We start from the raw sequence: 24,161 nt of genomic DNA on the forward strand, positions 1-24,161 counted from the left end.
ACTATAAAATGAAAAATGATATATTAGTTGAAAGAGAAAATGATGAAAAATCAGACTTAGATAAAGTTGTTTGTCACAGTAAATTCTTTATTTTTGTATCAGATGATGAAGAGTTAGATATAAAAGAACTTTTAGGAGAAGACTTTGAAAAGAGAATAGATAAAACATTTAAAAGTAGAAGTTTAACATCTAATGAAAAGTATAGAGTAATAAAAACTATAGTAGCTAAAGCTATACAAGAAATAAATGAAGATTATAAAGTTAACCTTTGGATAAACTTAAATGATCATATTGAAGATGACCAATATAATCTATGTAAGTTCATGTATGAAAGCTTTAAATCAGATGAAGAACTAGATATAAAAAGATATATAGATTATAAATTATCAAAACCAATAAAAAATCTTATTAATAGAAATCTTATTGATAAGGGAAGTAAAATAACTGTATATAGAAAAGAAGAAGATATTTATTGTAGTGATGGAAGAGAAGAATATAGTTTAAGCCAGTTTTCAGATACTACTTTAGAAGAAGCAAAATACAAGTTAAATTCAATTATAGGTGTAGAAGAACTTAAAAACTTTATAGAAAACATAGAGAACAATGTAAAGGTTCAAAAAATCAGAAAGAAAATGGGCTTAAAAGTAACGTCACCATCTTTAAATATGATATTTGCAGGGAATGCAGGAACAGGAAAAACTAATGCAGCTAGAGTTACTTTTGAATACTTAAATGCTTTAGGACTTTTATCAAAAGGAATATTTAAAGAAGTTAGTAAAAGTGACTTTGTATCTGAAGCTAGTAGTGATTTATCAAAAGTTACTATGGATATTATAAATTCAGCTTTAGGTGGAGTTTTATTTATAGACGAAGCTTATTCTTTATGTGAAAGTGAAGATGATAAAAAAGGAAAAGAAATAGTAGATGCTCTTTTAAAAGGGATAGAAGATAATAGAGAAAATCTTGTCGTTATTATGGCTGGATATGAAAAGGATATGGATAGTTTCTTAAGCATTAATCAAGGCTTAAAATCAAGGTTCCCAAATACTATTCATTTCTATGACTATACACCAGAAGAAATGTATGAAATAGCTTTAAATATTGCTAAATCGAAAGGATATAAAATAAATCCAGAAATTAAAAATGATATTATAGAATTATTTTATAAAAACCAAATTTCAGGTAAAAATGATTTAGGAAATGCTAGATTTGTAAGAAATATAGTAGAAAATGCAATTTTAGATGCTTCTAAGAAATATATAAGCGGAGAAGGAAAAGGCTTAGATGTTTTAGATGGAGAAAACTTTAACTTTAAAGTTAAAACTAAATTTGACTTAGAAAAGAAACTTTCAGAAATAATAGGACTTGAAACTGTTAAGGGACTTTTAAGAGATCAATATAAGCTTATATTAGCACAAGAAAAGAGAAAGTCTGTAGGGATACATACTGAAATAGACCAAAACTTAAATATGGTCTTTGCAGGAAATCCAGGAACAGGTAAAACTAGTATTGCAAGATTAGTTGCAGAAATGCTTAATAGTATTGGACTTTTAAAAACAGGTCAACTTATAGAAACAGATAGAAGTAGTTTTGTAACAGGAGAAAAGGGAAGTACAGCTAAGAGAACAGAGGAAGTGTTTAAGAAGGCTGTAGGAGGAGTTTTATTTATAGATGAAGCTTATACCCTTGCTAATGATGAACTAGGAATAGAAGCCATAGAGACTCTTTTAAAGCTTATTGAAGACTATGGTAACAGTGTAGTAGTTATTTTAGCTGGATATGAAAAAGAACTTGAAGATTTCTTTGATGTAAATATAGGATTAAAATCAAGATTCCCATTATGGACAAAATTTGAAGACTATAATCCAGAAGAGCTTTTAAATATGGCTGTAAAAATAATAGAGAAAAAAGGATTTAAGTTATCAAAAAATGGACATTTAGCATTAAAGAGTAGTTTTGAAAATATATATGAAGAAGCGGATGCACAATCAGGAAATGGGCGTATGGTTAGAAACTATGTTGAAAATCTAATTAGAACTCAAAGTATAAGAATTTCTGAAAATGACATCAGTACTTACGATATGAACCTTATAACAGCTAAGGATATTGAAGAAATAAACTATTCTGTAAGAGAAAAGATTGATTTTGAAGAATTAACTAAAAAGATAGTTGGAAGAGAAAAAAATAAGGAAGTATTTAGAAACTTATCATCTTTAATTAAATTAAAAGAATTTAGAAGAAAAAAAGGAATAAATGCAGTTGTTTCTAGAAATTTAAATATCTTAATTGGTGGAAATGAAGGAACAGGGAAAAAACTATTTGCAGAAACAGTAAGTGAAGAATTATATTCACTTGGTGTAACTAAAACAAAAAATATGATACAAGTAAGAGCAATAGAAATTGTTCAAAGTGTGAGAGATAACTCCATTGAAACATATTTAAATAAGATGATAGGAAAAACATTATATATCTATAATTTAAATGGATTTATAAAAGAAGATAAAGATGGATATATAGTTGGAGAACTTACTTCATTTATGGATAAGAATGCAGGAAAGATATGTATTATCTTAAGTGGTAATAAAGAAGAGATAAGAGAGTTATTATATAGAAATGTAAAGTTAGGTGGACATTTTATTGAATATATAAAACTTGAAGATTACTCAAGAGAAGAGATTAAGGAAATAATAATAAATAAATTACTATTAAGAGGATTTATTGTAGAAAAGAGCGAAATAATACTTATAGAAGAAGTTATAAATGATATATTTAATTCAGATGACATAAATATAAAAAATGGAATCTTAGTGAAAAACTTTATAGATTGTTTAACTAAACTTCAATCATATAGAGTTGGAAGAGAAAAATTACCAAATTACTTAAATGCTAAAATAGAAAAAGTTGATATATTAGAGTGTAGAGAAGGATTTAAAGAAAAATTTAAGGTAATTAAAAAAGAAAAAGCTAGAGATTTAGATTTAGAAAAAATATTAAAACTTAAAGAGTTATTAGATTTAGGGTTAATAACTAAGGAAGAATTCTTAATTATGAAAAAATAATGACGAAAAACGTATTTAAAAGGGTAAAGAGATAGTGTAATATATAAAGATATAATATAAGTTTGGGGAGGTTTTTTATGGAGGAAACAAAAAAAGATATCTTAACAGGACGTGAAGATATATTAAAAAATATAAGCGATAAAATAAATTTTTTAGAAAATAAAATTCAATATTTAATAGATGAAAATGCAGAACTGAAAAGTAAGATAAAAGAAGAGAATGCGGAAATAAGAAACAAGATAAAAGAAGAAGGCTTAAAAAACGAAAAGTTAGATAAAATCTTAGAGATGACTTCTATGTTAATGGTAGGCAAAAGTGAAGAGATAAAAAATGATGCCATAAAAGAAGTAGAAAAAGAAGAACTGGTAAAAGAAAAAGAAATAAAAGAAGAAATAGAGCCTAAAAAAGAAGAAGTAAATGAAGTAGACTCAGCTAATATGAGAATTATAGATTTAAAGAAGGAAGATCATAAACCACATGATAAGGTAAACCCTTTAAATATTGAGGAGTTCATAAAAGAAGGAGAATACTATCTAGAGAGATTTTATAATAATGAAGACTTACTTTTAGCAATAGATTACTTAGGTGAAGCATCAGATTTAGGAAGTGCTTATGCAAGTCTTAAACTTGGAGATATTTACTATGAAAGTACTGTATGTAAAGATATAGACTTAGCTATTGAATATTATAAAAGAGCAGCATTTAAAAGAGAAGAAAAAGCAATTGAAAAACTTATTGAAATATATGAAATCAAAGGTAGTGAAGGAGAAGACATCTATTATCACTATCTAGGAGATATATATTTTAATGGAGACTTTGTTCAAATTGATAAAGAAAAATACATGGAATACTACGTTATAGCAGCAGAAAAAGGTGTTTCAGAAAGTATTAATAAGCTAATAAAGGTATATAAAGGTGAAGCTAGAGATGGCGATGCTGAGGCCTCGTATACACTTGGAGAAATATATAATTATGGTGAATGGGTAGAAAGAGATATAGAAGAGGCTTTTGATTGGTTTAATAAATCAGAGGCAGATGGAAATGAAGATGCAAAGGCTAAATGTGGAGAATTAGCATTTGAAATTGCAGAAGCATTACTATTAGAGGAAGATATAAAATGTGTAGAATGGTACAATATAGCTTCAGAAAAAGAAAATAGAGAAGCCCAATATAAACTAGGAACACTTTTTGAAAAAGGTTATATAGTGGATGAAGATGAGTTTAGAGCTTTAGAACTTTATAAAAAAGCTGCTGATAATGGATATTTTAAAGCCATTACAAAAATAAAACTTATACGTCCAATGCAAAGTTTATTTAATAAAGACAAAGAATAAGAGGAAGCTACAATGTGTAGCTTCTTTTTTAACGTCTAGGGAAATATATAACTTTATGTTATATAAAAGCTTATAGTTAGTTGTTTAACTATAGTTTTAGAGGTTAAAAAAGTTATTTGTTCAGGTGAAGCCTCTAGCTTCACTTTTTTTACCCCTTTTTATTTCAAAATATGTTAAAAAATAAGCTTAAAAATTAATAAATGATAAAAAAAACAAATTAAAAGTAAAAATAATGTATAAAGTTTGACAAATATTAATGATTTGATACAATTATAAGGTAAGAACAAATAAAGATGAAAGAGGGGGCAGATAATGGAAGAAAGAAACATGAAAAAAGAGATAGGACTTTTTATGGCAACCATGTTAGTCTGTGGAAATATGATAGGTTCAGGAGTGTTTATGCTTCCCGCCACATTAGCATCGGTATCAGGTCCAATGGCAACCTTAATAGCATGGACAATAACAACAATAGGTTCCATCCTTATAGCAATATCTTTTGCTAACTTAGGATCAAAATATCCTAAAACAGGAGGAGCATATCAATATACGAAAACAGCATTTGGAGAGTTTACAGGATTTTTAAGTGCATGGCTTTACTGGAATGGATCGTGGATAGGAAATGCAGCAATAATAGTAACACTTGCAAGTTATAGCGCAGCAGTAATACCAGCTTTAAAAAATCCAGTAATCTCATTAATATATACAAGCTCTATTTTATGGATATTTACAATAATAAACATTATTGGGGTAAAAAAAGCTGGAAAACTTCAAAGTTTTGCAACAGTTTTTAAGATATTATTTTTTGTAGTATTTATAATAATAGCATTTATAAACTTTGACCCAAATAACTTAATGCCTTTAATTCCAGAAGGAAAAGGCTTTAGTTCAATACCTCTTGCAGCTACATCCACTCTTTGGGCTTTTGTAGGATTAGAAAGTGCAACAGTAACAGCAGGAGAAATAAAGAATCCAAAGAAAAATGTAAAAAGAAGTACAATCTATGGACTTTTAATTGCAGCAGCAATATATATATTAATAAGTTTTGCATCTATGGGAGCTATGAATAATCATGACTTAAGTAGAAGTTCTGCACCTCTTACAGATATATTAACTAGATTTTTAGGTAGCTCTCTTGGAAAACCAATAACAATAGCAGTAGTTGTATGTATATTAGGTACAACTATAGGATGGCTTTTATCAACAGCAAGAGTTGCATATGCAGCTGGAGAAGATGGAGTATTCCCTAAATTCTTTGGAGAACTTCATCCAAAATATAAAACACCAGCAAATGCTTTAATTATTAGCTCAGTTTTAGTAAACATACTTTTAATTATGAACTACCAAAATAGTATGGTAGATGCATTTACATTTATAACAATACTAGCAACATTATCATTTTTACCTGTTTACTTACTAACAGCAGCAGCAGAAATAATGTTAATGTTTAATGGAACAGAAGAATTTAACTTTAAAATATTTATAAAGAAAGCCATTCTTCCATTATTAGCTTTTATATATGCAATATGGACAATCTATGGTTCAGGAGCAGAAATCGTAATGTGGGGATTCATCCTTCTTCTAGGTGGAATACCGTTTTACATTTACAATTATCATAAAAATAAGAAAAAAGCATAAAGAAAAAGATTCTGTAGAGAAAATTCTATGGAATCTTTTTTATTGCTACGAAAAGACAGTGCTCCTTTTTTATGATTTATCTGTCATATTATTTTTAAGTATGAAGAAAAATTAAAAGAAAATACATCCATATTAATCCAAAAAGAGATATTATTGTATTATAGATAAAAATTGAAGGGAGTGAGCGAAGTGGACTTTAGAAAAACCTTTGACAAAATACCAGAAGAATTTGATAAGTATAGACCGAGATATTGTATAGAACTTTTTAAAGAACTTATAAATTTAAGTGATTTAAATTCTAGAAAAAGTGTTCTTGAAATTGGACCAGGGACGGGACAAGCAACGGAGCCTATTTTAGAAACTGGAAGTGATTATACTGCTATTGAACTAGGAGAAAATTTTACAGAATATATGGAAAAGAAATTTAGTAGATATAATAATTTTAATATCATAAATGGAGATTTTGAAGTTTATGATTTTAGAGAAAAAAAGTTTGATTTAATATATTCAGGAGCAACTATTCAATGGATACCAGAAAAAATAGCATTTACAAAAGCATTTGAGTTATTAAAGCCTGGTGGAATTCTTGCTATGTTTATGACTTGTTCAGATGAAGAAAATAATAAAAAACTCTATAGGGAAATTGAAGAAATTTATAAAAAGTATTTTGTTGTTAAACAAAAATATAATTGTAAGATGAATTATGAGAATGTCGTAAATTATGGCTTTAATAAATTGAAAAAACTAGAGTGGAAAAAGAAAAGAATATTAAATGCAGATGAGTATATTTCGTATATCAGTACTCATTGTGAACATATTACATTAGAAGAACCTAATAAATCAAAGTTTTATGAAGGAGTAAGGCAGGCAATTATAAAAGAAGGAAATAAAATAATTATATATGACACTATTCCATTATATATTGCTCAAAAGCCAATTTGAATTAGATAGAATGAGTTTTATAACATTTAATTGATGAAAATTAGTAGGAGGTATGAAAAGTGGACGTACAATATAAAACTAATGATAAAATGTTTAACTGTAGAGTGGTGGGAATTTGTATAAAAAATAATAAATTCTTATTATCAAGAGGGAGAGAAGATAATTATTGGACTTTTGTTGGGGGAAAACCTAAGTTTGGGGAATCTACTGATGAAACAATAGTTAGAGAGTATAAAGAAGAAGTTGGTGCAATGTTAGAAGTTGATAGATTAGTTACAATAATTGAAAACTTCTTTGAACTAGAAGGAAAGAAGTGGCATCAATATATATTCTTTTACTTATTAAAAGATCCAAATAATGAATTAAAAGAATTTGATGGAGAAAAAGAAATTTTAGATGATGAAAGAGGAATATATAAATGGTTTAGTTTTGAAGAACTAAATAGTATTGTAACTAAGCCAAATTGTTTAAGTAGAATAATAGAAAATATCCCAAATGAAATTATGCATTGTGTAAATAGGGACAAGTGATAGATAGAATTATGCATTTAAAACTGTGTAAAAAATTTTGTATGAGAATTATTTTAGATTAGTGAAGGATACAATGTATAGCAGCTGTTATTTCACATTATTATGATTTGCCAGGATTGTTTTATTTAGCATTTGTCAAAAGAAAATCAGATATTGATAAGGGAAATGAATTTGTTAAAAATAAGTTGGAAAGAAGCTATAATAAAATATCTTGTGAAAGTAGAGCGTATTATAGAGAAAAAAGAGATATGGTTCAAATGATTTTATTTAAATAGGTTTAAAATTAATGTTATAATAAAGTATATATATGAGAATAATTTAACTAAAGATAAAAATGAAGAGGTAAATTATATATGAGAAAAGTAAAACCGTTAAATGATTTCATTTTCAAAAAGGTATTTGGAGAAAAAGGAAATGAAGATATTTCTTTTAGGAAACTCTGCTCACATATATTCGCTGAGTAAGTTCTACTAACCAAATATAAAATTTGGAGTATCACTTAATGCTGTTCTAAAAAGAACTAAAAAAGAAAAAATAGTAGAATTAGAAATTATAGATAATAAACAATTAACTAAAGATTTAATTTTAGATAAAACAGGAATAATTGATGTTAGAGCAAAAACTTCTAAAGGCGAACAAATTGACATAGAAGTTCAACTTACAGATCAAGGAAATATGGAAAAAAGAACATTATTTTATTGGGGAAAGATGTATCTTGAAAATATAAAACAAGGCCAAGACTATACTAGTTTAGAAAAAGTAATTACTATTAATATTTTAGATTTTGAATTTTTAGGAACAGAAAGTTATCAATCATCATTTCATTTGTGGGAGGATATAGAAAAAGAATATATGCTTACGGATGTTGTTGAAATTCACTTTCTAGAATTGCCTAAGTTTAGAAAAAAGAAAGATAGAGATTATAGGGAAAATGATATAGAAAGATGGCTAATGTTTTTAGAAAAAGATATATCTGAAACTACATTAGAGGAGTTGATGAGTTTGGATACAGCAATAAAAAAAGCTGAACAAAAAATCGAATACTTAAGTAGTGATGAAGAAACAATGAAAATTTACTATGAGAGAGAAAGATCACTTCATGAACGAGCAAATATGATCAATAGTGCAGAGAAAAGAGGACGAGAAGAGGGTAGAGAAGAAGGAGAATTAAATAAAGCTAAGGTTGCAATAAAAAATATGTTATTAAAAGGAATGGATAAAGATTTAATTTCAGAAATATTAGAGGTAGATATAGAGATAGTAGAGGAAGTTTATAAAGAAAATTTCTAAGTAATTAATTTAAATATAAGATTATTAGTAAGTTGATGATATAACTTACTGATAATCTTTTTATTTTTATAAAGAGAGAATATAAAAATACGAGGGAAAGAATTGGAAAAAGTTTACTAATTTATTGCTGTGATATATAATTTAGATGTAACTATATTTAAATTATAGAGGGGAGGATATGAGATTTTCGAAAAAAGCTATTGCAGTATGTAGTATTATAATAATCATTGGAGGCTTTGTGGCTACACATATAACGCCATATATGTCTATTAGAACATATATATTTATAACAGGACATCCAATTGAAGCATTTAAAGGAAATATTGAGAAAAATGATTTCCAATATAAATTAGATAAAGATGTTCTTGATAGTGAAAATGCAGTGATTTATGTTATTAAGGATTCTAATCTAAAAGATAAAGAAACAGAAAATGTAATAAGTAATTATAAAGTAACTAAAACAGGATTTTTATATTTTACTAAGAATTATGGAGAAGCATAAATTAAAGGGATATAAATAAAGGCCAGGAGTTGTATAGCTTCTGGTTTTTTTATGTATTAGAACGTATAGTTAAGTTATTTTAGAGTATAAGTTAAAGACTTGATATGATAAAAATAGAAGGAAATTTAAGATTGACAATATTACTACTAAGTTATACTATATAGTAGTAATAAGTAATACAGAATACTAAAAGAATTCAATATTATATGAAAATATTTTGGAGGTGGATTTATGGAAAATATAACAGAGATGCTAAAGGGCGTGCTAGAAGGGTGTGTTCTTGAAATTATCAATCATGAAGAAATATATGGATATGAAATTACTAGAAGATTAAATGCACTTGGGTTTTCAGATATTGTAGATGGAACAGTATATACAATATTAGTAAGACTTGAAAAAAATAAATTAGTGAATATTACAAAAAAGAAATCAGAGATAGGACCACCAAGAAAGTTTTTTACTCTTAATGAGGCAGGTCGTAAAGAGTTAGAAAAGTTTTGGGAGAAGTGGAGCTTTGTTTCTACAAGAATTAATGAGTTAAAGGAGATGAGATAATGAATTTCTGGGATAAAGTTACTGGTAATGATATAACAAGAGATTTTAAAGGATTTGAAAGTAGGGTAGAGAAACTACCAATTGAATATAGAGAGGCATGGAAAGAAATTGAAGAAAACCTTTGGCAACACTCAGATTTTACAGGAAGAAATTTAATTCCAATTCTTGAGGAGGCTCTTATATTTCTTGAAGAAACTTCAGCAGATGGACAGAAGGTAGAAGAGGTTTTAGGTAATGATATTAATGGATTTTGTTTAGAGTTAGTTGGGGAAGAGAAGGCTAATGATTATAGAAGTAAATGGCGTAGACAGTTAAATAAAAATATAGAAAAGAAATTGAATAAGTAGGAGGGGGAAAAATGAGTTTACAAGATTTTATAAATGCAAAAAAAGAATGGAAAGCTCACATGGCACGTGTAAAAGCACTTCCAAAGGATTATCAAATTGTATATGAAGAAATTCAAAAATATCTTTTTAAGGTTGGACCTGTAGAGTTAAATGAAGGAAAACTTCTTTCTGAAATAGTAGATTTCTTTGAAGAAGGTGCAATGTTAGGAAAAGGTGTATTAGAGGTAACAGGAAAAGATGTAGCTGCTTTTTGTGATGAACTAATAAAGGATTCAAAAACATATTCAGATATTTATATAGAATGGGATAATAAAGATACTAAGAAGTAGAGAAAAATCAGATAATAAGTAGAACCAATAAGATGTGAGTAAAATCACAATTATTGGTTCTTTTTTTTGTATATAAAAGATATAATATTATCCCTAATATTGGGTAAAAATATAAAAAATGTTATAATAATATATATAAAACTATGTTTCAAAATAAAATTTATTATGGGGGGATTTTATGATTGGAAAGGTGTTTATGATTGGGTTGTTTATACTACTTGGTATAATGTTATCATTAGGAAAATGGTCATTCTTAATAGCAGGATTTAATACAATGAGCAAAGAAGAAAAAGAAAATTATGATGTACTAGCATTATGCAAATTTATGGGGAAGTTTATGTTTGTGATTGTATTATGTATATCGTTATGTGTTTTAAGCGATATCCTTATGATGAAGATACTACTTAGTATTGGAACTACTTTAATTAGTATTTCAGTAATATTTGTTGTAATTTATGCCAATACAGGTAATAGATTTGAGAAGAAAAGATAAGAAAATATGATGTAAAAGTGAACAGTTGGATAAAAGGATATACTATATTCAAAGTAATATATAAGTAAAAATTTTGAGGGGTAATTATGAAAAATAAAAATTGAAAATTCAAACTAAAATCCAAACCCCGTGGCACGGAACAGCTGACAGCTAGTCCGTTTGCCTGGGGTTTGTGGAAAAACTAACCAAAAGTAAATGAGCCAAAAACTTTTTATTTTTCAGTTAACTTGAGATAAAGTTTCATATCCTTGAACTGATATTTTATAAATACCTTCATAGGGCTTTTCAATGTAGTATTTACCATCAGTGCCTTGATATGCAAACAACAGTGTGACGGTATTAGAACTATCTGTTAGTACTATTTTTATAGGTTTTCCATTCACGTTAGATGGGGAATCATCTAAGCTTGTTAATATGTTACTTTTCTTACCTGACAGTAATACATTGTAAATTTCTGATATAGACTGATCACTTTTAATAGAATGATGCTTAGATAGATTATTTATATAATCATGATATATTTCTATAGATGAAACTTTATTTCTCAGTGGAATACTTGGAATTTGTTTGACTGTAAGTAGCTTTACTAGGAATAGAGATATAATAGCCACTATAAAAATAATGGTTGAAAAAATAATTGATTTTCTGCCTTTCTTTATTAAAATCACGTCCTTTAAGGTATATTTGTTAATATATTTTTATTGTATATTTTGCAAAAATACTGGTTAGCCTCTTTTTAAATTATCCTGTATTTAGAACTTATAGGATAATAGAATATTCCGGATATATGCATACTACTTAATTATACAATACAATGTAATTATTTGGAAATGATAATGGGAACTGAGAGCTTAGAATTTATTTTAGTAAGGGATATTCAGTTTAAATTATGGAATGAAGTATTTCATGAACTTGAAGAAAAATGAATATAATAGAGCGTGTTAAAGGAATGTATTAGTTTTAAAGAGTATGAGTTGAAAAAGGAGAAGTTTAAATGAATGAGATTATTACAGAGAGACTGATTATAAGACCATGGAATATTGGAGATAGTAGTGATTTATATGAGTATGGCAAAAGTGAATTAGTTGGTCCAAATGCTGGATGGAAACCACATAAATCAGAAGATGAAAGTAAAGAAACAATAAATATGTTTATAAGCAATAATGATTCATATGCAATAGTTTTAAAGAAAGAAAATAAAGTAATCGGTGGTATAGGATTACATAAAAATAAACCAGATCTTTCTTTAGAGCATTTAAAACAAAGGGAAATTGGTTATGTTTTAAATCCTAAATATTGGGGGAATAATTATGTTCCTGAAGCAGTAAAATCATTACTTGAGTATGGATTCACCGAAATGAATTTAGATTTAATTTGGTGTGGTCATTATGATTTTAATAATAACTCTAAAAGAGTCAATGAAAAATGTGGTTTCAAATATAAGTTTACAAAAAAAGAAAATTTAAAAAGATTAGATAATATAGATGTTAATGTATTATATTATAATATTTTAAAAGATGATTATGATAATAGATAAGTAAATAATAAATAATCTTAATATAATATGAGTGCTAAAATCTAATTTTATGATTATAAGAATATAAAGTTTTGGATGGTTGTTTTATGTGACACAATAGAAATGGAGGAAAAGTAATGGATATAAATATAAGATCTGTAAAAGTTGATGACTATATTGATATAAGTAAAATAAGAAAGATGGAAGGAGTTGAAAATAATATTCTCGCTACTTCAGATGAACAAACTGAAAAAATGAAAAGTAAAATTATGAATATAACACCTAATGACTTTTGGTTTGTTGCAGAAAAGGATGGTAAGGTAATAGGTGTTTCTATATTAAATAGATACAGTAATCCACGAAAGAAACATGTTGCGTCTATTACTGTTATGGTAGATAGTGATTACCACTCAAAGGGAGTTGGAACTTTATTGATGAAAGAATTAATAAAGTTATCTGATAATATATTAAAGCTAAAAAGATTAGAATTGCAAGTATTTATTGATAATGAGAATGCAATTAAATTATATAAAAAATTTGGTTTTGTCAAAGAGGGTCTACAAAAATATTCGGCTCTTAAAAATGATGTTTATACTGATGAATTGATGATGGCGAGAATATACGAATAATATACTGAGAGTTTTTAAATAAGGTATTGACCATGACGCGAGGTCACTGTCTATAATAAAGTTGGGTGATAAATTATGGAAGAAAATAAAGAAAAGTATTATACAACTGGTGAATTTGCTAAAAAGGCTGGAGTTACCATTAGAACTATTCGTTATTATGATAACAAAGGAATTCTTAAACCAACTTGTAGAGATGAAAATGGGTATAGATTATATAAGGAAAATGATTTTGCAAAGCTTCAAAGAGTTTTAACTTTAAAGTATTTAGGATTTCCATTAGAAAATATTGGACAAGCTATTAATTATCCAGTTGGGAAAGAGGAACTAATCTTATCATTAGATGAACAAAAGAATATTTTAGAAGATAAGGTTATTCATATGAAGTCTGTCATTAAGGCTATAGAAGAAACAGAAAATATAATTAATGAAAAAGAGAACTTTCCTTGGGACAGTTGCATAAAAATTATCCATGCAATTAATGCAGAGGGGGAAGTTTTACAACAATATAAGAATTCTTCTAATCTTAGGGCAAGGATTAATATTCATGATGAATATAGTACTAATAAGTATGGGTGGCATAAGTGGTTGTTTGATAATATGGAAATTCCACCTAATGCAAAAATTCTTGAAATAGGTTCTGGAGATGGAACGCTTTGGGCAAAAAATATAAAAAGGATTTCACAAGATTGCAAGATATTTTTATCTGACATATCAGAAGGAATGCTTAAAGATGCTAGAAAAAATTTAAGGAATTATGAAAATAGGTTTGAATTTATTAAAATGGATGGAAATAATATTAACTTTGAAAATGAAAGTTTTGACATGATTATAGCAAATCATATGATCTATTATGTGAAAGATAGAAAAGCATTTTTAAAAGAGGTAAAAAGAGTCTTAAAAAATAATGGACAATTTTATACATCAACAATTGGAAATAATCATATGAAAGAGATTATGGATTTAGCTAAAGAATATGATGAAAAAATTAATATAGAAAAAGTGAGGTTTGCAGATATATTTGGATTAGAATCAGGCAAAAGCCAATTAGATGAATTTTTCCAAAAGGTTAAATTATATAAGTATGAAGATTCATTGCTTGTAAATAATTCAAAGTCAATAATAGATTATTTATATTCTACCCATGGAAATTTGCAAGAAGTTATAAAAAATAAAGAAGTTGATTTTGAAAAATTTATTGAAGATAAAATAAAGGATAAAAAAGAAATTTTTATCAGTAAAGACTCTGGATTATTTGTATGTGAAAAATAAAAATCTTAGAAAGTATAGTCTTAGACATTAATGTAGATTGTCTAAGACTATTTTTATTTAATATTATAAATAAAATTAAATTTACAAATTATGTTACAATAAATTTATATTAATGATTATTTGAAAATAGATTATAAAATACTTAAAAAAATTAGAAAAGGGATTAGGGAGAAAACTATGTTAAATAAACTAACAGATAGAGTATATTATATGGATTTTGTTCAAGAGGGGGACAGACCTGTACTTGGATTAATTCTTGGAGATAAGTATTCCCTTGTGGTAGATGGAGGCAACGGAAAGGCACATGCAGAGGAATTTTTAAGTTATGTATCAAGGCTTAATATTCCTAAAATAAAGTATCTTGTGTTAACTCATTGGCATTGGGATCATGTGTTTGGAATTACTACTATAAATGCTATTAATATAGTAAATAAAAGAACTAATGAAAAATTAGAGTGGATGAAAGGTTTAGAGTGGTCTGACAAAGCTATTAGAGAAAGAGTTTTATCAGGTGAAGAAATAGAATTTTGTGAAGAACATATAAAGATAGAACATCCTGATGATAATAGGAGTTTTGAAATTCCATCTGTAGATATAGTATTTGATAATGAAATAGTAATAGATTTAGGTGGAGTAAAAGTTAAGGTAGAAAGAATGGATGTAGATCACGCTACAGATTCATGTTTAGTTACAGCAATTGAAGAAGGAGTTACTTTTATGGGAGATTCAATGTATCTTGATATGTACCATGGAGAATGGAGCTATTCAAGAGAAAAGCTTTATCCTTATTTAGAAAAACTTCTTAGCTATGATTCAAATTTCTATATTCCTGCACATCACCCTTTATATAATAAAGAAGGGTTTAAGGATTTTACTAAGCATATAAAAGAGATAGGTGATACTGTAGGAGACTCTACAGACCTTGAAAAATCTATATCATTATTAAGAGATATTCGTGGTAATGAATTATCAGAATGGGATATTGAAGATATAAAGGGATTTATAGCACATAATAAAAAATAGGATAAAAATATAATAATTATATAGGGGGACTTTCTGATGGGAGAAAATAATAATGAAAATAAAACTAATAAGAAAGAGACAAAGAAATATGATTACTATTTTCCAATTTTTACTGGCGTAGGACTTGTGTTTGGAGTGTTATTTGATCAACTATCAATAGGATTATGCTTAGGTGTTGCAGTAGGGTTAGCATTAGATTATAGAAAGAAAAAAGGTAGCAATACTAAATAATGTAGTTTTGTATAGGCTATTGTTAAATTAAGAAGGAAAATGGAGGAGAGAATGAGATGAATAAATTTTTTTCAGTAAGAAAATTTAAGATAGAAGATGCAAAGGAAGTGGCAGCTTTAATTGCTAAAACTTTACGAGTGACTAATATAAAGGATTATTCAGCAGAATATATTGAAAATGATATAAAAGAACTTTCGGAAACTCATATAATTGAACGTGCTAGTTGGATGAATTTCTATGTAGTTTGCGATAAAGATATCATTATAGGTTGTGGAGCAATTGGTTCTTATTGGGGTAAAGAAGATGAAAGTAGCCTATTTACTATATTTGTATTACCTGAATATCAAGGAAAAGGTGTAGGACGAAAAATTATTGAAACATTAGAAATGGACGAGTTATTTTTACGAGCAAAACGTATTGAAATTCCTGCGTCTATAACAGGTTGTAATTTTTATAAGAAAATGGGTTATAATTTTAAAAATGGAATCGATGTTGTTGATGATGAACAGCTTTTTCGTTTAGAGAAATTTAGATAATTTAAATCAATGGGGGAAAGAATGGAGATAAGTACTGAGATTGTAAAAAGATTAATTGAAGAGCAGTTTCCAAAATGGAAAGAGTTAGAGATTAAAGGTGTAGAGAAGAGTGGACATGATAATAGAACATTTCATTTAGGTGATAAAATGACTGTACGATTACCCAGTGGAGAAGCGTATGTACCACAAGTTAAAAAGGAATTAAGATGGTTACCTATATTACAAAAAGAGATTGGGATAAAGATTACTACTCCTATTAAAGAGGGCAGTCCAAGTGAATTATATCCTTTTCCATGGTCAGTTAATAATTACATTGAAGGGGAAAATGCTAGTTATGAAAATATCCAAGATTTAAAAGCCTTTGCTAGAGATTTATCAAAATTTTTAAAAGAACTTCAAAAAATTAGTACTTTAGATGGACCTATTGCTGGAACTCATAATTTTTATCGTGGAGGAAATTTAGAGATTTACAATAAGGAGACAGAAGAGGCTTTGAAGAATCTTAAAGATACATTGCCTGTAGGTAAGCTAAAGATGATTTGGAGTAAAGCTCTTAAGTCTAGTTGGCAACAGGAGTGTGTTTGGATTCATGGAGATATTGCACCAGGAAATTTATTGGTTAGGGAAGGGAAGCTTTGTGGAGTTATTGATTTTGGAATAATGGGAGTTGGAGATCCTTCATGTGATTATGCAATGGCATGGACATTTTTTGAAGAGGATAATAGAGTAGAATTTTTAAAAGAAATTGATAATGAAACCATAGAAAGAGCAAAGGGTTGGGCTTTATGGAAGGTATTAATAACTTATAATAATAATAAAGAAGAAGTAAGGGATAATGCAAGAAAGACAATTAAAGAGATTTTAAAAGATTATAAATAGAAAATAAAAAGTAGGAATTTTATGTTCCTACTTTTTATTTTTTCCAAATTTTATTTAGATAAGAAAGTTCTATTCTAAAAATTATTTTCAAAACTTTAGTAAAATCCAACATTTTAAGAGATAGGCTATTGAAAACTAAAGGTTAAGAATATGAAGTTGAGCCTTTTGAGTAATCTGTTGAACAACTAACTAAATACCAATTTGGCGTTGTAAAGTTTGGTGCAGGATTACCTGAGTTATCAATTAAATATTGGAAAAGGGCATTATAATAATTAATAGTTGTTTTTATTCCATTTTTTACAGTAACTACGAAAGTTGCATTACAGCTTCCTTCAGTAGCATTTGTTGAAACATTTTGAACTGATACAGTAATATTAACTCCAGGATGCTCTTCTGATGGTAGAGGAGAGTTTGGAGATGTCTTAAACATACTGATAAGTTCTTCTGAAGAGATTGGTGGTGCATTTAAGTATACATTATAAGTGACAGCGTTAGAGTATTTCCAGCTTCCATTTGAGAAGGTGAAATAAACTTGTCCAACTATATTTTTTAAAGCTCTTATATTAGGGTCAGTATAAGTAAAGTTTGCAGTTATAGAAGATGTTTTTAAATCAGTTTTAATATTAGTCAATTCCATATTTTCAGAATTTATTTGTAAACCTTGTATTACGGTATCATTTAATAAATCTTTCATTTGAGTAAGAGTTAATCCTGACTTAGGAATTTCGTTTGCTGTACCTTTAGTAAATGAAGTTGGAGTCCATTTAAAATAGTTGTGTGTATAATAAATAATTCCTGTATTTGAGTAATCATTATTATCTGATTTAAAATTATAACTTAATTCTATGGCATAATTACTATCACCAGGAGGTAAGTAATTAGAGCTTAATACATGAATATTAGTTGCATTACTTTCAACTTTCTTTACATAGTTTATAGCATCAGTATTTGATGGAGTAGAAAAGAAAGTTTTTGCTATAACAAAACATAGAATCATTATTAAAATAAGTATAGGAATAATAAACTTTGGTGTTACTAGCTTTTTCCTTCTTATTTTTTTTATTTTTGTACTAGAAAGAGCTTTTTTGTAAGAAAGTGTTAGTAGAACATCATTTTCTAAATATTTATTTAAAGCCTCTTCTAAAGATAAATGAAGAACTGGAATAACTTTTAGAAGAAGTTCATAATCAATATTTCTAGAAGTAAGTTTAAATCCTAAATATTCTAGTTTAGAGTTATAAAAGCTTTTAAAAAGTTCTAAATTATCCATATTTCTTAGTGAGATAATTTCTGCTAATGTAACATCAGAATATCCTCTAGAATGAAGTTCAAATTTAAGGGCATTACAAAAAAGTTCTTTTATATCATTGTCAGTAGATAAAAGAAGAATTAATTCTTTATCAGAATTTTTCTTAAGTTTATCTTTTAAGCTTAAAATTTCAAAAATATTTTTTAACTCTTCATTAGAGATATAATCACTTTTTAAGGTTTTCTTAAAATCAATAATAAACTCCTCTGGCAAACAGGGAATATTTTCAGAATATAAAGAAGAAATTAACTGGAATTTCTTTAATTCTAATTCTTTTGTATCCATTAACTCTAATTTAAATAAAGAATATAGGCTGTTTACTTTATGAGCAAAATCAGCTCCTGATAAAGGATCCTCCATAGTTATAGTTTCTTTATTTATATAAGAATTAATAAGAGGTGTTACATGAGTATTTTCTAAATTAAATTTCTTTTCTGAACTTGATTTACTGATGATAAAAAGAAAAATTCCCCAAAGTAAACCTAAAACAGAAAATAATAAAATAGAAAAAATTATAATTGGTATTTGTGTAAGGTGATTTGGAAACCTAGCAAAAAAGCTGTTATACATAGAAGATGTATCACCAACGCTAAGAAAAGAATCCCAAGAACCTTTTAGTAGTAAAGAGAAAATAGTAAATATAGCAAATAAAATTATAAATATAACACTAATAGGATGCTTTCTTTTATTAGATAAATTATAGGATAAAAAAATTATTATCCCTATAATAAAAAATTCAATTAAGAATAGTAGTGACATAAATAAACTCCTTTCTTTTTTAGATGTATTTCTAATTTACAACATACTAGCATTTTTAAAAAGAAGATGTCAAAGACTAATATATGAATTTTTAAATTTAAAACTATTCTATTTTAAATTTAAAATTCATATGTATAGGAGGAAGAATTAATTGTTTTAGGAGGAAAGAGTGAGTGAATGGAATAAGATTATCACTTTGTATAATAAGTAAGAATGAAGAAAAAATGATTGAGAATGCTATTTTAAGCGGAAAGAAAATTGCAGATGAAATAATAGTTTTAGATACAGGTTCTAAGGATAGAACAAAGGAGATTGCAACTTTAGGGGGAGCAAAGGTTTATGAAACAGAGTTTTTCTATGATTTTTCTGACCTTAGAAATAAGTGCATAGAAAAAGCAACAGGAGATTTTATTTTATTTTTAGATTGTGATGAAAGAATAGAGAATCCTGAAAAAATAAGGACAGTATTAAAAAATATAGATAGTGAGGTAGCTGTAAGCCTTAGGGTTTGTAGTTATTTAGATAGTATAAAAAGAAGTGAAGAAAATATAATAAGATTATTTAAAAGAGATGAAAGAATAAGATATAGGGGCAGGATACAGGAAACTGTCAAAGATACTATAAGAGAGAATTTTGGAGAAGAAGGAATCCTTTATACAGATATAAAAATATCTCATTTTGGAAGTGATGAAAAAGTCGTTAATGTAAAAGAAAAATTAAGCAGAAACTTAAAGGTATTTTCAATGATAAGTGAAGAGGAGAAAGATAGTAAGTATCATTTTGACCTTGGAAATGAGTATGGTAGAATGGGAAATTTTGAAATGGCTTTAGAGCAATATGATAAATCCCTAGATAAGATAGATAAAAATGATGATGAGTTAAAGGTAAGGACAGTTTTAAATAAAGTTAAAGCTATGCATAAATTAGAGGTATATGAAGAGGAATTAGAATTTATAAAGGAACATATATTAGAATTTGAAGATTTTAGGGACTTATATTTCTTAAAATGCCTTTGTGAAATTCAATTAGGTCAATTTCATGCTGCAAAGGATAGCTTAGAAGATTATATAAGAAGAGAAAAGCTTATTAAATATCCATCTAGTGAATTTGAAAGTGCTATGGATTTAGAAAAGTTTTATAGAAATATAGAGAAAATCTCAAGAACTATAAATTTATAGATAAATTAAAAGGCAATCTAAAGATTATTTTAGACTGCCTTTATTTTTTTTATATTTTTTTTGATAATAATGTCTAGTTATAGTGGATACTAAAAGTATTCCAAGAGCTAAAGCACCAGCACTAGAAAGGGTATCAATAGCTAAATCTAAAGCTTTTATAGTATCTCCAGTTACAGCAGCATGCATTGTATAATACATACCAGATCCCGGAACTAAAGGTATAAGAGCACAGATAATAAGTGTTGTTACAGGTGTTTTAAGTTTTCTTGCAAGAACTTCAGAATATATACTAAAACAAATAGCTGAAAAGAACATTGCAAAGGAAACAGATGGATCAAAGGAAAGTATAACCTTATAAACAAACCAACTTAATCCTCCTGCAATAGAGGCAAAAAGTATATTTCGTCTTCCTTTTATATTAAAAATAATTGCAAACCCTATAGTTGAAATAAAAGCAAAAAAGGTTTGAGCTAAAATATATCCCATTTAAATACCTCCAAAAATTCTAATCCATAAACTAAGAACTACCCCAGTACCTACAGCTATAGATACAGCAATTAAAAATGCTTCAAATGCTTTTGTAATACCTGATAAAAAGTCACCTGCTATAGTATCACGAATAGCATTTGTTATAGCAAGTCCAGGAACAAGAAGCATTATACTACCTATAATTGTATTATCTATCTGTGATACAAAACCTACATGCATAGCTAAGATTGCTAATAAGGAAGCAATTCCAGCACAAATAAGATTTATAAAGAAATCATTAATTTGAAGTTTAGTAAATTTTATTCCAACGATTTTTATGATTCCACCGATAAAAAAGGTAACAATAAAGTCTCTATAGTTTCCTCCGAAAAGATAGGAGAAACATGCTGCAGCTAGAGCTGAAAAAAGGATAGTCATTGTATTAGAGTATCTTTTTTCCTCTTGGATTAATTCTAGTTCTGCCTCAATAAAATCAAAAGAAGGCTTAGCTTCAGAAATATATCTAGACAGAGCATTTATTCTTTCTATTCTATGTAAATCGACACCTCTACTAGGTATTCTAGTTACTAAGGAAAAGGTTTGATTATTTGAACAAATAGAAACCATTATTCCTGTTGGGGTAACGAAACTTTCAGCTTTATCTATTTCATATGATTCGCAAATTCTACAAATAGTTTCCTCAACTCTATAAGTCTCAGCACCGCTTTGAAGCATTAACTTACCAGCCTGTGTAGAGAGTGCTAATAATTTATTTATATCCATAAAATTAACCTCCATAAATTTGTACTATTTAATAATATACCAGAAGCTTTAAATATTAAAGAAAAATATAGACAAATTTTAATAATATTATAGAGATAAAAAATAGAAGAGAAAAAATAAAAAAAAACATTGAAACTTATCTTCTTAAAGAATATAATTTTATAAAATAAATAAATTACGGGGTGAATAGATGAATTTTGAAAATTTAAAGAAAAACGACGAAGAAATATACAATTTAATTAACGAAGAACTAGAAAGACAGGAAGAAGGAATAGAACTTATCGCTTCAGAAAACTTTACTAGTGAGGCAGTAATGGAAGCAATGGGGTCATACCTAACAAATAAGTATGCTGAAGGATATCCAGATAAAAGATATTATGGTGGATGCTATGTAGTAGATAAAATTGAAGCTTTAGCAATAGAGAGAGCAAAAAAGTTATTTAATGCAGAGCATGCAAATGTTCAACCACACTCAGGATCACAAGCTAATATGGCTGTATACTTTACAATTTTAGAACCAGGAGATACAGTACTTGGAATGGATTTAAGTCATGGGGGACATTTAACACATGGTTCTAAAGTAAACTTCTCTGGGAAATTATTTAACTTTGTATCTTATGGAGTGGATAAGGAAACAGAAAGAATAAATTATGATGAAATAAGAAAAATTGCTTTAGATAAAAAACCAAAACTTATAATAGCAGGAGCTAGTGCTTATTCAAGAGAAATTGACTTTAAAAAGTTTAGAGAAATAGCAGATGAAGTAAATGCATATCTTATGGTAGATATGGCTCACATTGCAGGGCTTGTTGCAACAGGAATTCATAATTCACCAGTACCATATGCAGATTTTGTAACTAGTACAACTCACAAAACATTAAGAGGACCAAGAGGTGGACTTATTCTTTGTAAGGAAAAATATGCAAAGGATTTAGATAAAAATATATTCCCAGGAATGCAAGGTGGACCTTTAATACATGTTATTGCAGGAAAAGCAGTTTGTTTTAAAGAAGCTTTAGATGGAAGTTTTAAAACGTATATGCAAAATGTAGTAGATAACTGCAAGGCCTTAGGAGAAGCATTAGTATCTCATGGATTTAAATTAGTATCTGATGGAACAGATAACCACCTTATATTAGTAGATTTAACTAATAAAGATGTAACAGGAAAAGAAGTTCAAAATCTTCTAGATTCAATAGGAGTTACTTTAAATAAAAATACAGTTCCAAATGAAACTAAAAGTCCTTTCATAACATCAGGTGTTAGAATAGGAACAGCAGCTGTTACAACTAAAGGATATACTGTAGAAGACATGAAGGAAATTGGAAGTATAATAAATGATGCCATTCAAAATAAAGATGGTGATTTAGAGCCTTTAAGAGTAAGAGTTAAAAAGTTAAGTAGTAAACATAAAATGTATAAAATCTAGAACCACTTTCTAGAATAAAAATTAAATAATAGAATTCAAAAAGATATAACTTTTTTTATAAGGTTATATCTTTTTTTTTAGAAAAAAACTAAAAATTTTAATAAATTAAATAAATTTTAGATTAAAAAGGTAAGAATTGAAAAAATAGAAATTATAATATTAAAAGGTTAAATAAGTAAAAATAATGAACTTAATTAAAAAAATGTATATTTTTGTTATGGTAAAAGATTGTTTTAATGGATAATAGTATAATTTATGTAGAAAAATAAATATCAACGGAGGATTATATGTTGAAAAAAAATAAAAATTTAAAATCGACGGTTAGAAACACGGGAATTGCAATAGCTGTTTCTGCATCAGTAACTATTGCTACAGCTGGATTTGGTGGAGTAACAACTTTTGCAGATACGTTACATCATGTACCACAAAATGGACCAGTTGAAATGTTAGCAAAGCCAGCAGTTAATTCAGATTATACTAATATTAATTATGACTATACAATGGCTAAATATGCAGCAGCAGAAATGAAAGAATATGTAAAAGGAGGAGGTTCAAACACAGTATCTAATTTAAATGCTATGTTACAAGCCATAAATCCAGAATATGCAAGCTCAGCTTTTGAATTTTTAAAAGTAAATACTTTTAGAAATGTAGATGAAGCTAAGGTAGCAGCTTCATTAAGTAATGAAGGAGTACTTGCAGGACAAGCTCAAAATTTTATAAATGCAGCAAGAGAATATAATTTAGATCCAGTTTATTTTATTTCTCAATCACAATTAGAAAGTGGAAGAGGAACTAGTAATTTTGCAAATGGAATAACTATAGATCAAATTGCCGTTCCTGTTACTAAAGATGGAAAAACAACATATACAACCCAAAAATTAAATAAACCAACTACTGTTTATAATCTTTTTGGAATTAGTGCTTATAATGGTAATCCAACTTTAATGGCTACAACATATGCCTATAATCATGGATGGACAAGTGTGTCAAAAGCAATATATGGAGCAGCAGAATTCTTATCAACTCATTATGTTCACAACACAAATATTGCTCAAATAACTCCATATGAATTAAGATTTATAGATGCACCAGCAGGTGATATGTGGCATCAATATTCAACAGATATTCAATAT

General features: G+C 27.5%; 25 protein-coding genes. 21 read left to right on the forward strand and 4 right to left on the reverse strand.

Annotated elements, in window-relative coordinates; genetic code table 11:
- The 11 genes from Q0W06_RS14975 to Q0W06_RS15025 all read left to right on the forward strand — a co-directional run.
- Positions 1-3,059, forward strand: a 3,059-nt coding sequence (locus tag Q0W06_RS14975) for an AAA family ATPase (protein ID WP_297637392.1), incomplete at its 5' end; no start/stop codon positions are given.
- 77 nt (positions 3,060-3,136) lie between these two features.
- Positions 3,137-4,393 (forward strand): tetratricopeptide repeat protein, encoded by a 1,257-nt coding sequence (locus Q0W06_RS14980; RefSeq protein ID WP_297637396.1) that lies wholly within the window; start codon positions 3,137-3,139, stop codon positions 4,391-4,393.
- A 312-nt stretch (positions 4,394-4,705) separates the two neighbouring features.
- Positions 4,706-6,028, forward strand: a complete 1,323-nt coding sequence (locus tag Q0W06_RS14985; protein ID WP_297637399.1) for an amino acid permease — start codon at positions 4,706-4,708, stop codon at positions 6,026-6,028.
- A gap of 189 nt (positions 6,029-6,217) precedes the next feature.
- A complete protein-coding gene (locus Q0W06_RS14990) occupies positions 6,218-6,970 on the forward strand; it encodes a class I SAM-dependent methyltransferase (protein ID WP_297637402.1) in 753 nt (250 codons plus the stop codon).
- Between the two features lie 59 nt (positions 6,971-7,029).
- Positions 7,030-7,500, forward strand: coding sequence for an NUDIX domain-containing protein (locus tag Q0W06_RS14995; RefSeq protein WP_297637405.1), 471 nt, complete (start codon positions 7,030-7,032; stop codon positions 7,498-7,500).
- A 480-nt stretch (positions 7,501-7,980) separates the two neighbouring features.
- Positions 7,981-8,790 carry an Rpn family recombination-promoting nuclease/putative transposase gene (locus Q0W06_RS15000; RefSeq protein ID WP_297637462.1) on the forward strand — a complete coding sequence of 270 codons (810 nt, stop codon included), beginning with the start codon at positions 7,981-7,983 and terminating at the stop codon, positions 8,788-8,790.
- Positions 8,791-8,968: 178 nt separating this feature from the next.
- Positions 8,969-9,292, forward strand: a complete 324-nt coding sequence (locus Q0W06_RS15005; protein ID WP_297637408.1) for a hypothetical protein — start codon at positions 8,969-8,971, stop codon at positions 9,290-9,292.
- Positions 9,293-9,523: 231 nt separating this feature from the next.
- The gene (locus tag Q0W06_RS15010) at positions 9,524-9,847 is read left to right on the forward strand and encodes a PadR family transcriptional regulator (RefSeq protein WP_297637412.1); all 324 of its coding nucleotides are present in this window, start codon (positions 9,524-9,526) and stop codon (positions 9,845-9,847) included.
- Entirely contained in the window at positions 9,847-10,194 is a 348-nt protein-coding gene (locus Q0W06_RS15015; protein WP_297637415.1) for a DUF1048 domain-containing protein, read from the forward strand. The genes Q0W06_RS15010 and Q0W06_RS15015 overlap by 1 nt, the downstream gene beginning before the upstream one ends.
- Before the next feature lie 11 nt (positions 10,195-10,205).
- A complete protein-coding gene (locus tag Q0W06_RS15020; protein WP_297637418.1) occupies positions 10,206-10,523 on the forward strand; it encodes a DUF1048 domain-containing protein in 318 nt (105 codons plus the stop codon).
- 178 nt (positions 10,524-10,701) lie between these two features.
- Positions 10,702-11,016: a DUF3784 domain-containing protein gene (locus Q0W06_RS15025; protein ID WP_297637421.1), complete on the forward strand. Its 315-nt coding sequence runs from the start codon at positions 10,702-10,704 to the stop codon at positions 11,014-11,016.
- 218 nt (positions 11,017-11,234) lie between these two features.
- Here Q0W06_RS15025 and Q0W06_RS19690 read toward each other — a convergent pair whose 3' ends face one another.
- Positions 11,235-11,684 (reverse strand): DUF5301 domain-containing protein, encoded by a 450-nt coding sequence (locus Q0W06_RS19690; RefSeq protein ID WP_366516794.1) that lies wholly within the window; start codon positions 11,682-11,684, stop codon positions 11,235-11,237.
- Between the two features lie 326 nt (positions 11,685-12,010).
- On the opposite strand from Q0W06_RS19690, the gene Q0W06_RS15030 reads away from it, so the two are divergent.
- The 7 genes from Q0W06_RS15030 to Q0W06_RS15060 all read left to right on the forward strand — a co-directional run bounded on the left by Q0W06_RS15030 (position 12,011) and on the right by Q0W06_RS15060 (position 17,099).
- Positions 12,011-12,553: a GNAT family N-acetyltransferase gene (locus tag Q0W06_RS15030; RefSeq protein ID WP_297637424.1), complete on the forward strand. Its 543-nt coding sequence runs from the start codon at positions 12,011-12,013 to the stop codon at positions 12,551-12,553.
- A 116-nt stretch (positions 12,554-12,669) separates the two neighbouring features.
- Positions 12,670-13,161, forward strand: a complete 492-nt coding sequence (locus Q0W06_RS15035; protein ID WP_297637427.1) for a GNAT family N-acetyltransferase — start codon at positions 12,670-12,672, stop codon at positions 13,159-13,161.
- A 75-nt stretch (positions 13,162-13,236) separates the two neighbouring features.
- Positions 13,237-14,430, forward strand: coding sequence for a methyltransferase domain-containing protein (locus tag Q0W06_RS15040; RefSeq protein ID WP_297637430.1), 1,194 nt, complete (start codon positions 13,237-13,239; stop codon positions 14,428-14,430).
- 177 nt (positions 14,431-14,607) lie between these two features.
- Positions 14,608-15,453 (forward strand): MBL fold metallo-hydrolase, encoded by an 846-nt coding sequence (locus tag Q0W06_RS15045; RefSeq protein WP_297637433.1) that lies wholly within the window; start codon positions 14,608-14,610, stop codon positions 15,451-15,453.
- 36 nt (positions 15,454-15,489) lie between these two features.
- Positions 15,490-15,684 carry a hypothetical protein gene (locus Q0W06_RS15050; protein WP_297637436.1) on the forward strand — a complete coding sequence of 65 codons (195 nt, stop codon included), beginning with the start codon at positions 15,490-15,492 and terminating at the stop codon, positions 15,682-15,684.
- Positions 15,685-15,740: 56 nt separating this feature from the next.
- Positions 15,741-16,220: a GNAT family N-acetyltransferase gene (locus Q0W06_RS15055; protein ID WP_297637439.1), complete on the forward strand. Its 480-nt coding sequence runs from the start codon at positions 15,741-15,743 to the stop codon at positions 16,218-16,220.
- Between the two features lie 21 nt (positions 16,221-16,241).
- On the forward strand, positions 16,242-17,099 hold the full coding sequence (locus Q0W06_RS15060; RefSeq protein WP_297637442.1) for an aminoglycoside phosphotransferase family protein: 858 nt from the start codon (positions 16,242-16,244) through the stop codon (positions 17,097-17,099).
- A gap of 142 nt (positions 17,100-17,241) precedes the next feature.
- On the opposite strand, the gene Q0W06_RS15065 is transcribed toward Q0W06_RS15060, so the two are convergent.
- On the reverse strand, positions 17,242-19,167 hold the full coding sequence (locus tag Q0W06_RS15065; protein WP_297637445.1) for a hypothetical protein: 1,926 nt from the start codon (positions 19,165-19,167) through the stop codon (positions 17,242-17,244).
- Between the two features lie 173 nt (positions 19,168-19,340).
- Here Q0W06_RS15065 and Q0W06_RS15070 point away from each other — a divergent pair, with 173 nt between their 5' ends.
- Positions 19,341-20,345 carry a glycosyltransferase gene (locus Q0W06_RS15070; protein WP_297637448.1) on the forward strand — a complete coding sequence of 335 codons (1,005 nt, stop codon included), beginning with the start codon at positions 19,341-19,343 and terminating at the stop codon, positions 20,343-20,345.
- Positions 20,346-20,369: 24 nt separating this feature from the next.
- On the opposite strand, the gene Q0W06_RS15075 is transcribed toward Q0W06_RS15070, so the two are convergent.
- The gene (locus Q0W06_RS15075) at positions 20,370-20,831 is read right to left on the reverse strand and encodes a threonine/serine exporter family protein (protein WP_297637450.1); all 462 of its coding nucleotides are present in this window, start codon (positions 20,829-20,831) and stop codon (positions 20,370-20,372) included.
- Positions 20,832-21,596, reverse strand: coding sequence for a threonine/serine exporter family protein (locus tag Q0W06_RS15080; RefSeq protein WP_297637453.1), 765 nt, complete (start codon positions 21,594-21,596; stop codon positions 20,832-20,834).
- Between the two features lie 190 nt (positions 21,597-21,786).
- Between Q0W06_RS15080 and glyA the strand changes: the two genes are divergently transcribed.
- Positions 21,787-23,025: a serine hydroxymethyltransferase gene (glyA, locus tag Q0W06_RS15085; protein ID WP_297637456.1), complete on the forward strand. Its 1,239-nt coding sequence runs from the start codon at positions 21,787-21,789 to the stop codon at positions 23,023-23,025.
- A 287-nt stretch (positions 23,026-23,312) separates the two neighbouring features.
- Positions 23,313-24,161, forward strand: an 849-nt coding sequence (locus tag Q0W06_RS15090) for a glucosaminidase domain-containing protein (RefSeq protein ID WP_297637459.1), incomplete at its 3' end; no start/stop codon positions are given.

The organism is uncultured Clostridium sp. (assembly GCF_947072515.1).
Taxonomy (GTDB): Bacteria; Bacillota; Clostridia; order Clostridiales; family Clostridiaceae; genus Clostridium.

Coding starts and splice junctions, on each gene's coding strand:
- Q0W06_RS14980 (WP_297637396.1), top strand. CDS start 3,137: ATGGAGGAAACAAAAAAAGATATCTTAACAGGACGTGAAGATATATTA.
- Q0W06_RS14985 (WP_297637399.1), top strand. CDS start 4,706: ATGGAAGAAAGAAACATGAAAAAAGAGATAGGACTTTTTATGGCAACC.
- Q0W06_RS15005 (WP_297637408.1), top strand. CDS start 8,969: ATGAGATTTTCGAAAAAAGCTATTGCAGTATGTAGTATTATAATAATC.
- Q0W06_RS15010 (WP_297637412.1), top strand. CDS start 9,524: ATGGAAAATATAACAGAGATGCTAAAGGGCGTGCTAGAAGGGTGTGTT.
- Q0W06_RS15015 (WP_297637415.1), top strand. CDS start 9,847: ATGAATTTCTGGGATAAAGTTACTGGTAATGATATAACAAGAGATTTT.
- Q0W06_RS15020 (WP_297637418.1), top strand. CDS start 10,206: ATGAGTTTACAAGATTTTATAAATGCAAAAAAAGAATGGAAAGCTCAC.
- Q0W06_RS15025 (WP_297637421.1), top strand. CDS start 10,702: ATGATTGGAAAGGTGTTTATGATTGGGTTGTTTATACTACTTGGTATA.
- Q0W06_RS15030 (WP_297637424.1), top strand. CDS start 12,011: ATGAATGAGATTATTACAGAGAGACTGATTATAAGACCATGGAATATT.
- Q0W06_RS15035 (WP_297637427.1), top strand. CDS start 12,670: ATGGATATAAATATAAGATCTGTAAAAGTTGATGACTATATTGATATA.
- Q0W06_RS15040 (WP_297637430.1), top strand. CDS start 13,237: ATGGAAGAAAATAAAGAAAAGTATTATACAACTGGTGAATTTGCTAAA.
- Q0W06_RS15045 (WP_297637433.1), top strand. CDS start 14,608: ATGTTAAATAAACTAACAGATAGAGTATATTATATGGATTTTGTTCAA.
- Q0W06_RS15050 (WP_297637436.1), top strand. CDS start 15,490: ATGGGAGAAAATAATAATGAAAATAAAACTAATAAGAAAGAGACAAAG.
- Q0W06_RS15055 (WP_297637439.1), top strand. CDS start 15,741: ATGAATAAATTTTTTTCAGTAAGAAAATTTAAGATAGAAGATGCAAAG.
- Q0W06_RS15060 (WP_297637442.1), top strand. CDS start 16,242: ATGGAGATAAGTACTGAGATTGTAAAAAGATTAATTGAAGAGCAGTTT.
- Q0W06_RS15065 (WP_297637445.1), bottom strand. CDS start 19,167: ATGTCACTACTATTCTTAATTGAATTTTTTATTATAGGGATAATAATT.
- Q0W06_RS15075 (WP_297637450.1), bottom strand. CDS start 20,831: ATGGGATATATTTTAGCTCAAACCTTTTTTGCTTTTATTTCAACTATA.
- Q0W06_RS15080 (WP_297637453.1), bottom strand. CDS start 21,596: ATGGATATAAATAAATTATTAGCACTCTCTACACAGGCTGGTAAGTTA.
- glyA (WP_297637456.1), top strand. CDS start 21,787: ATGAATTTTGAAAATTTAAAGAAAAACGACGAAGAAATATACAATTTA.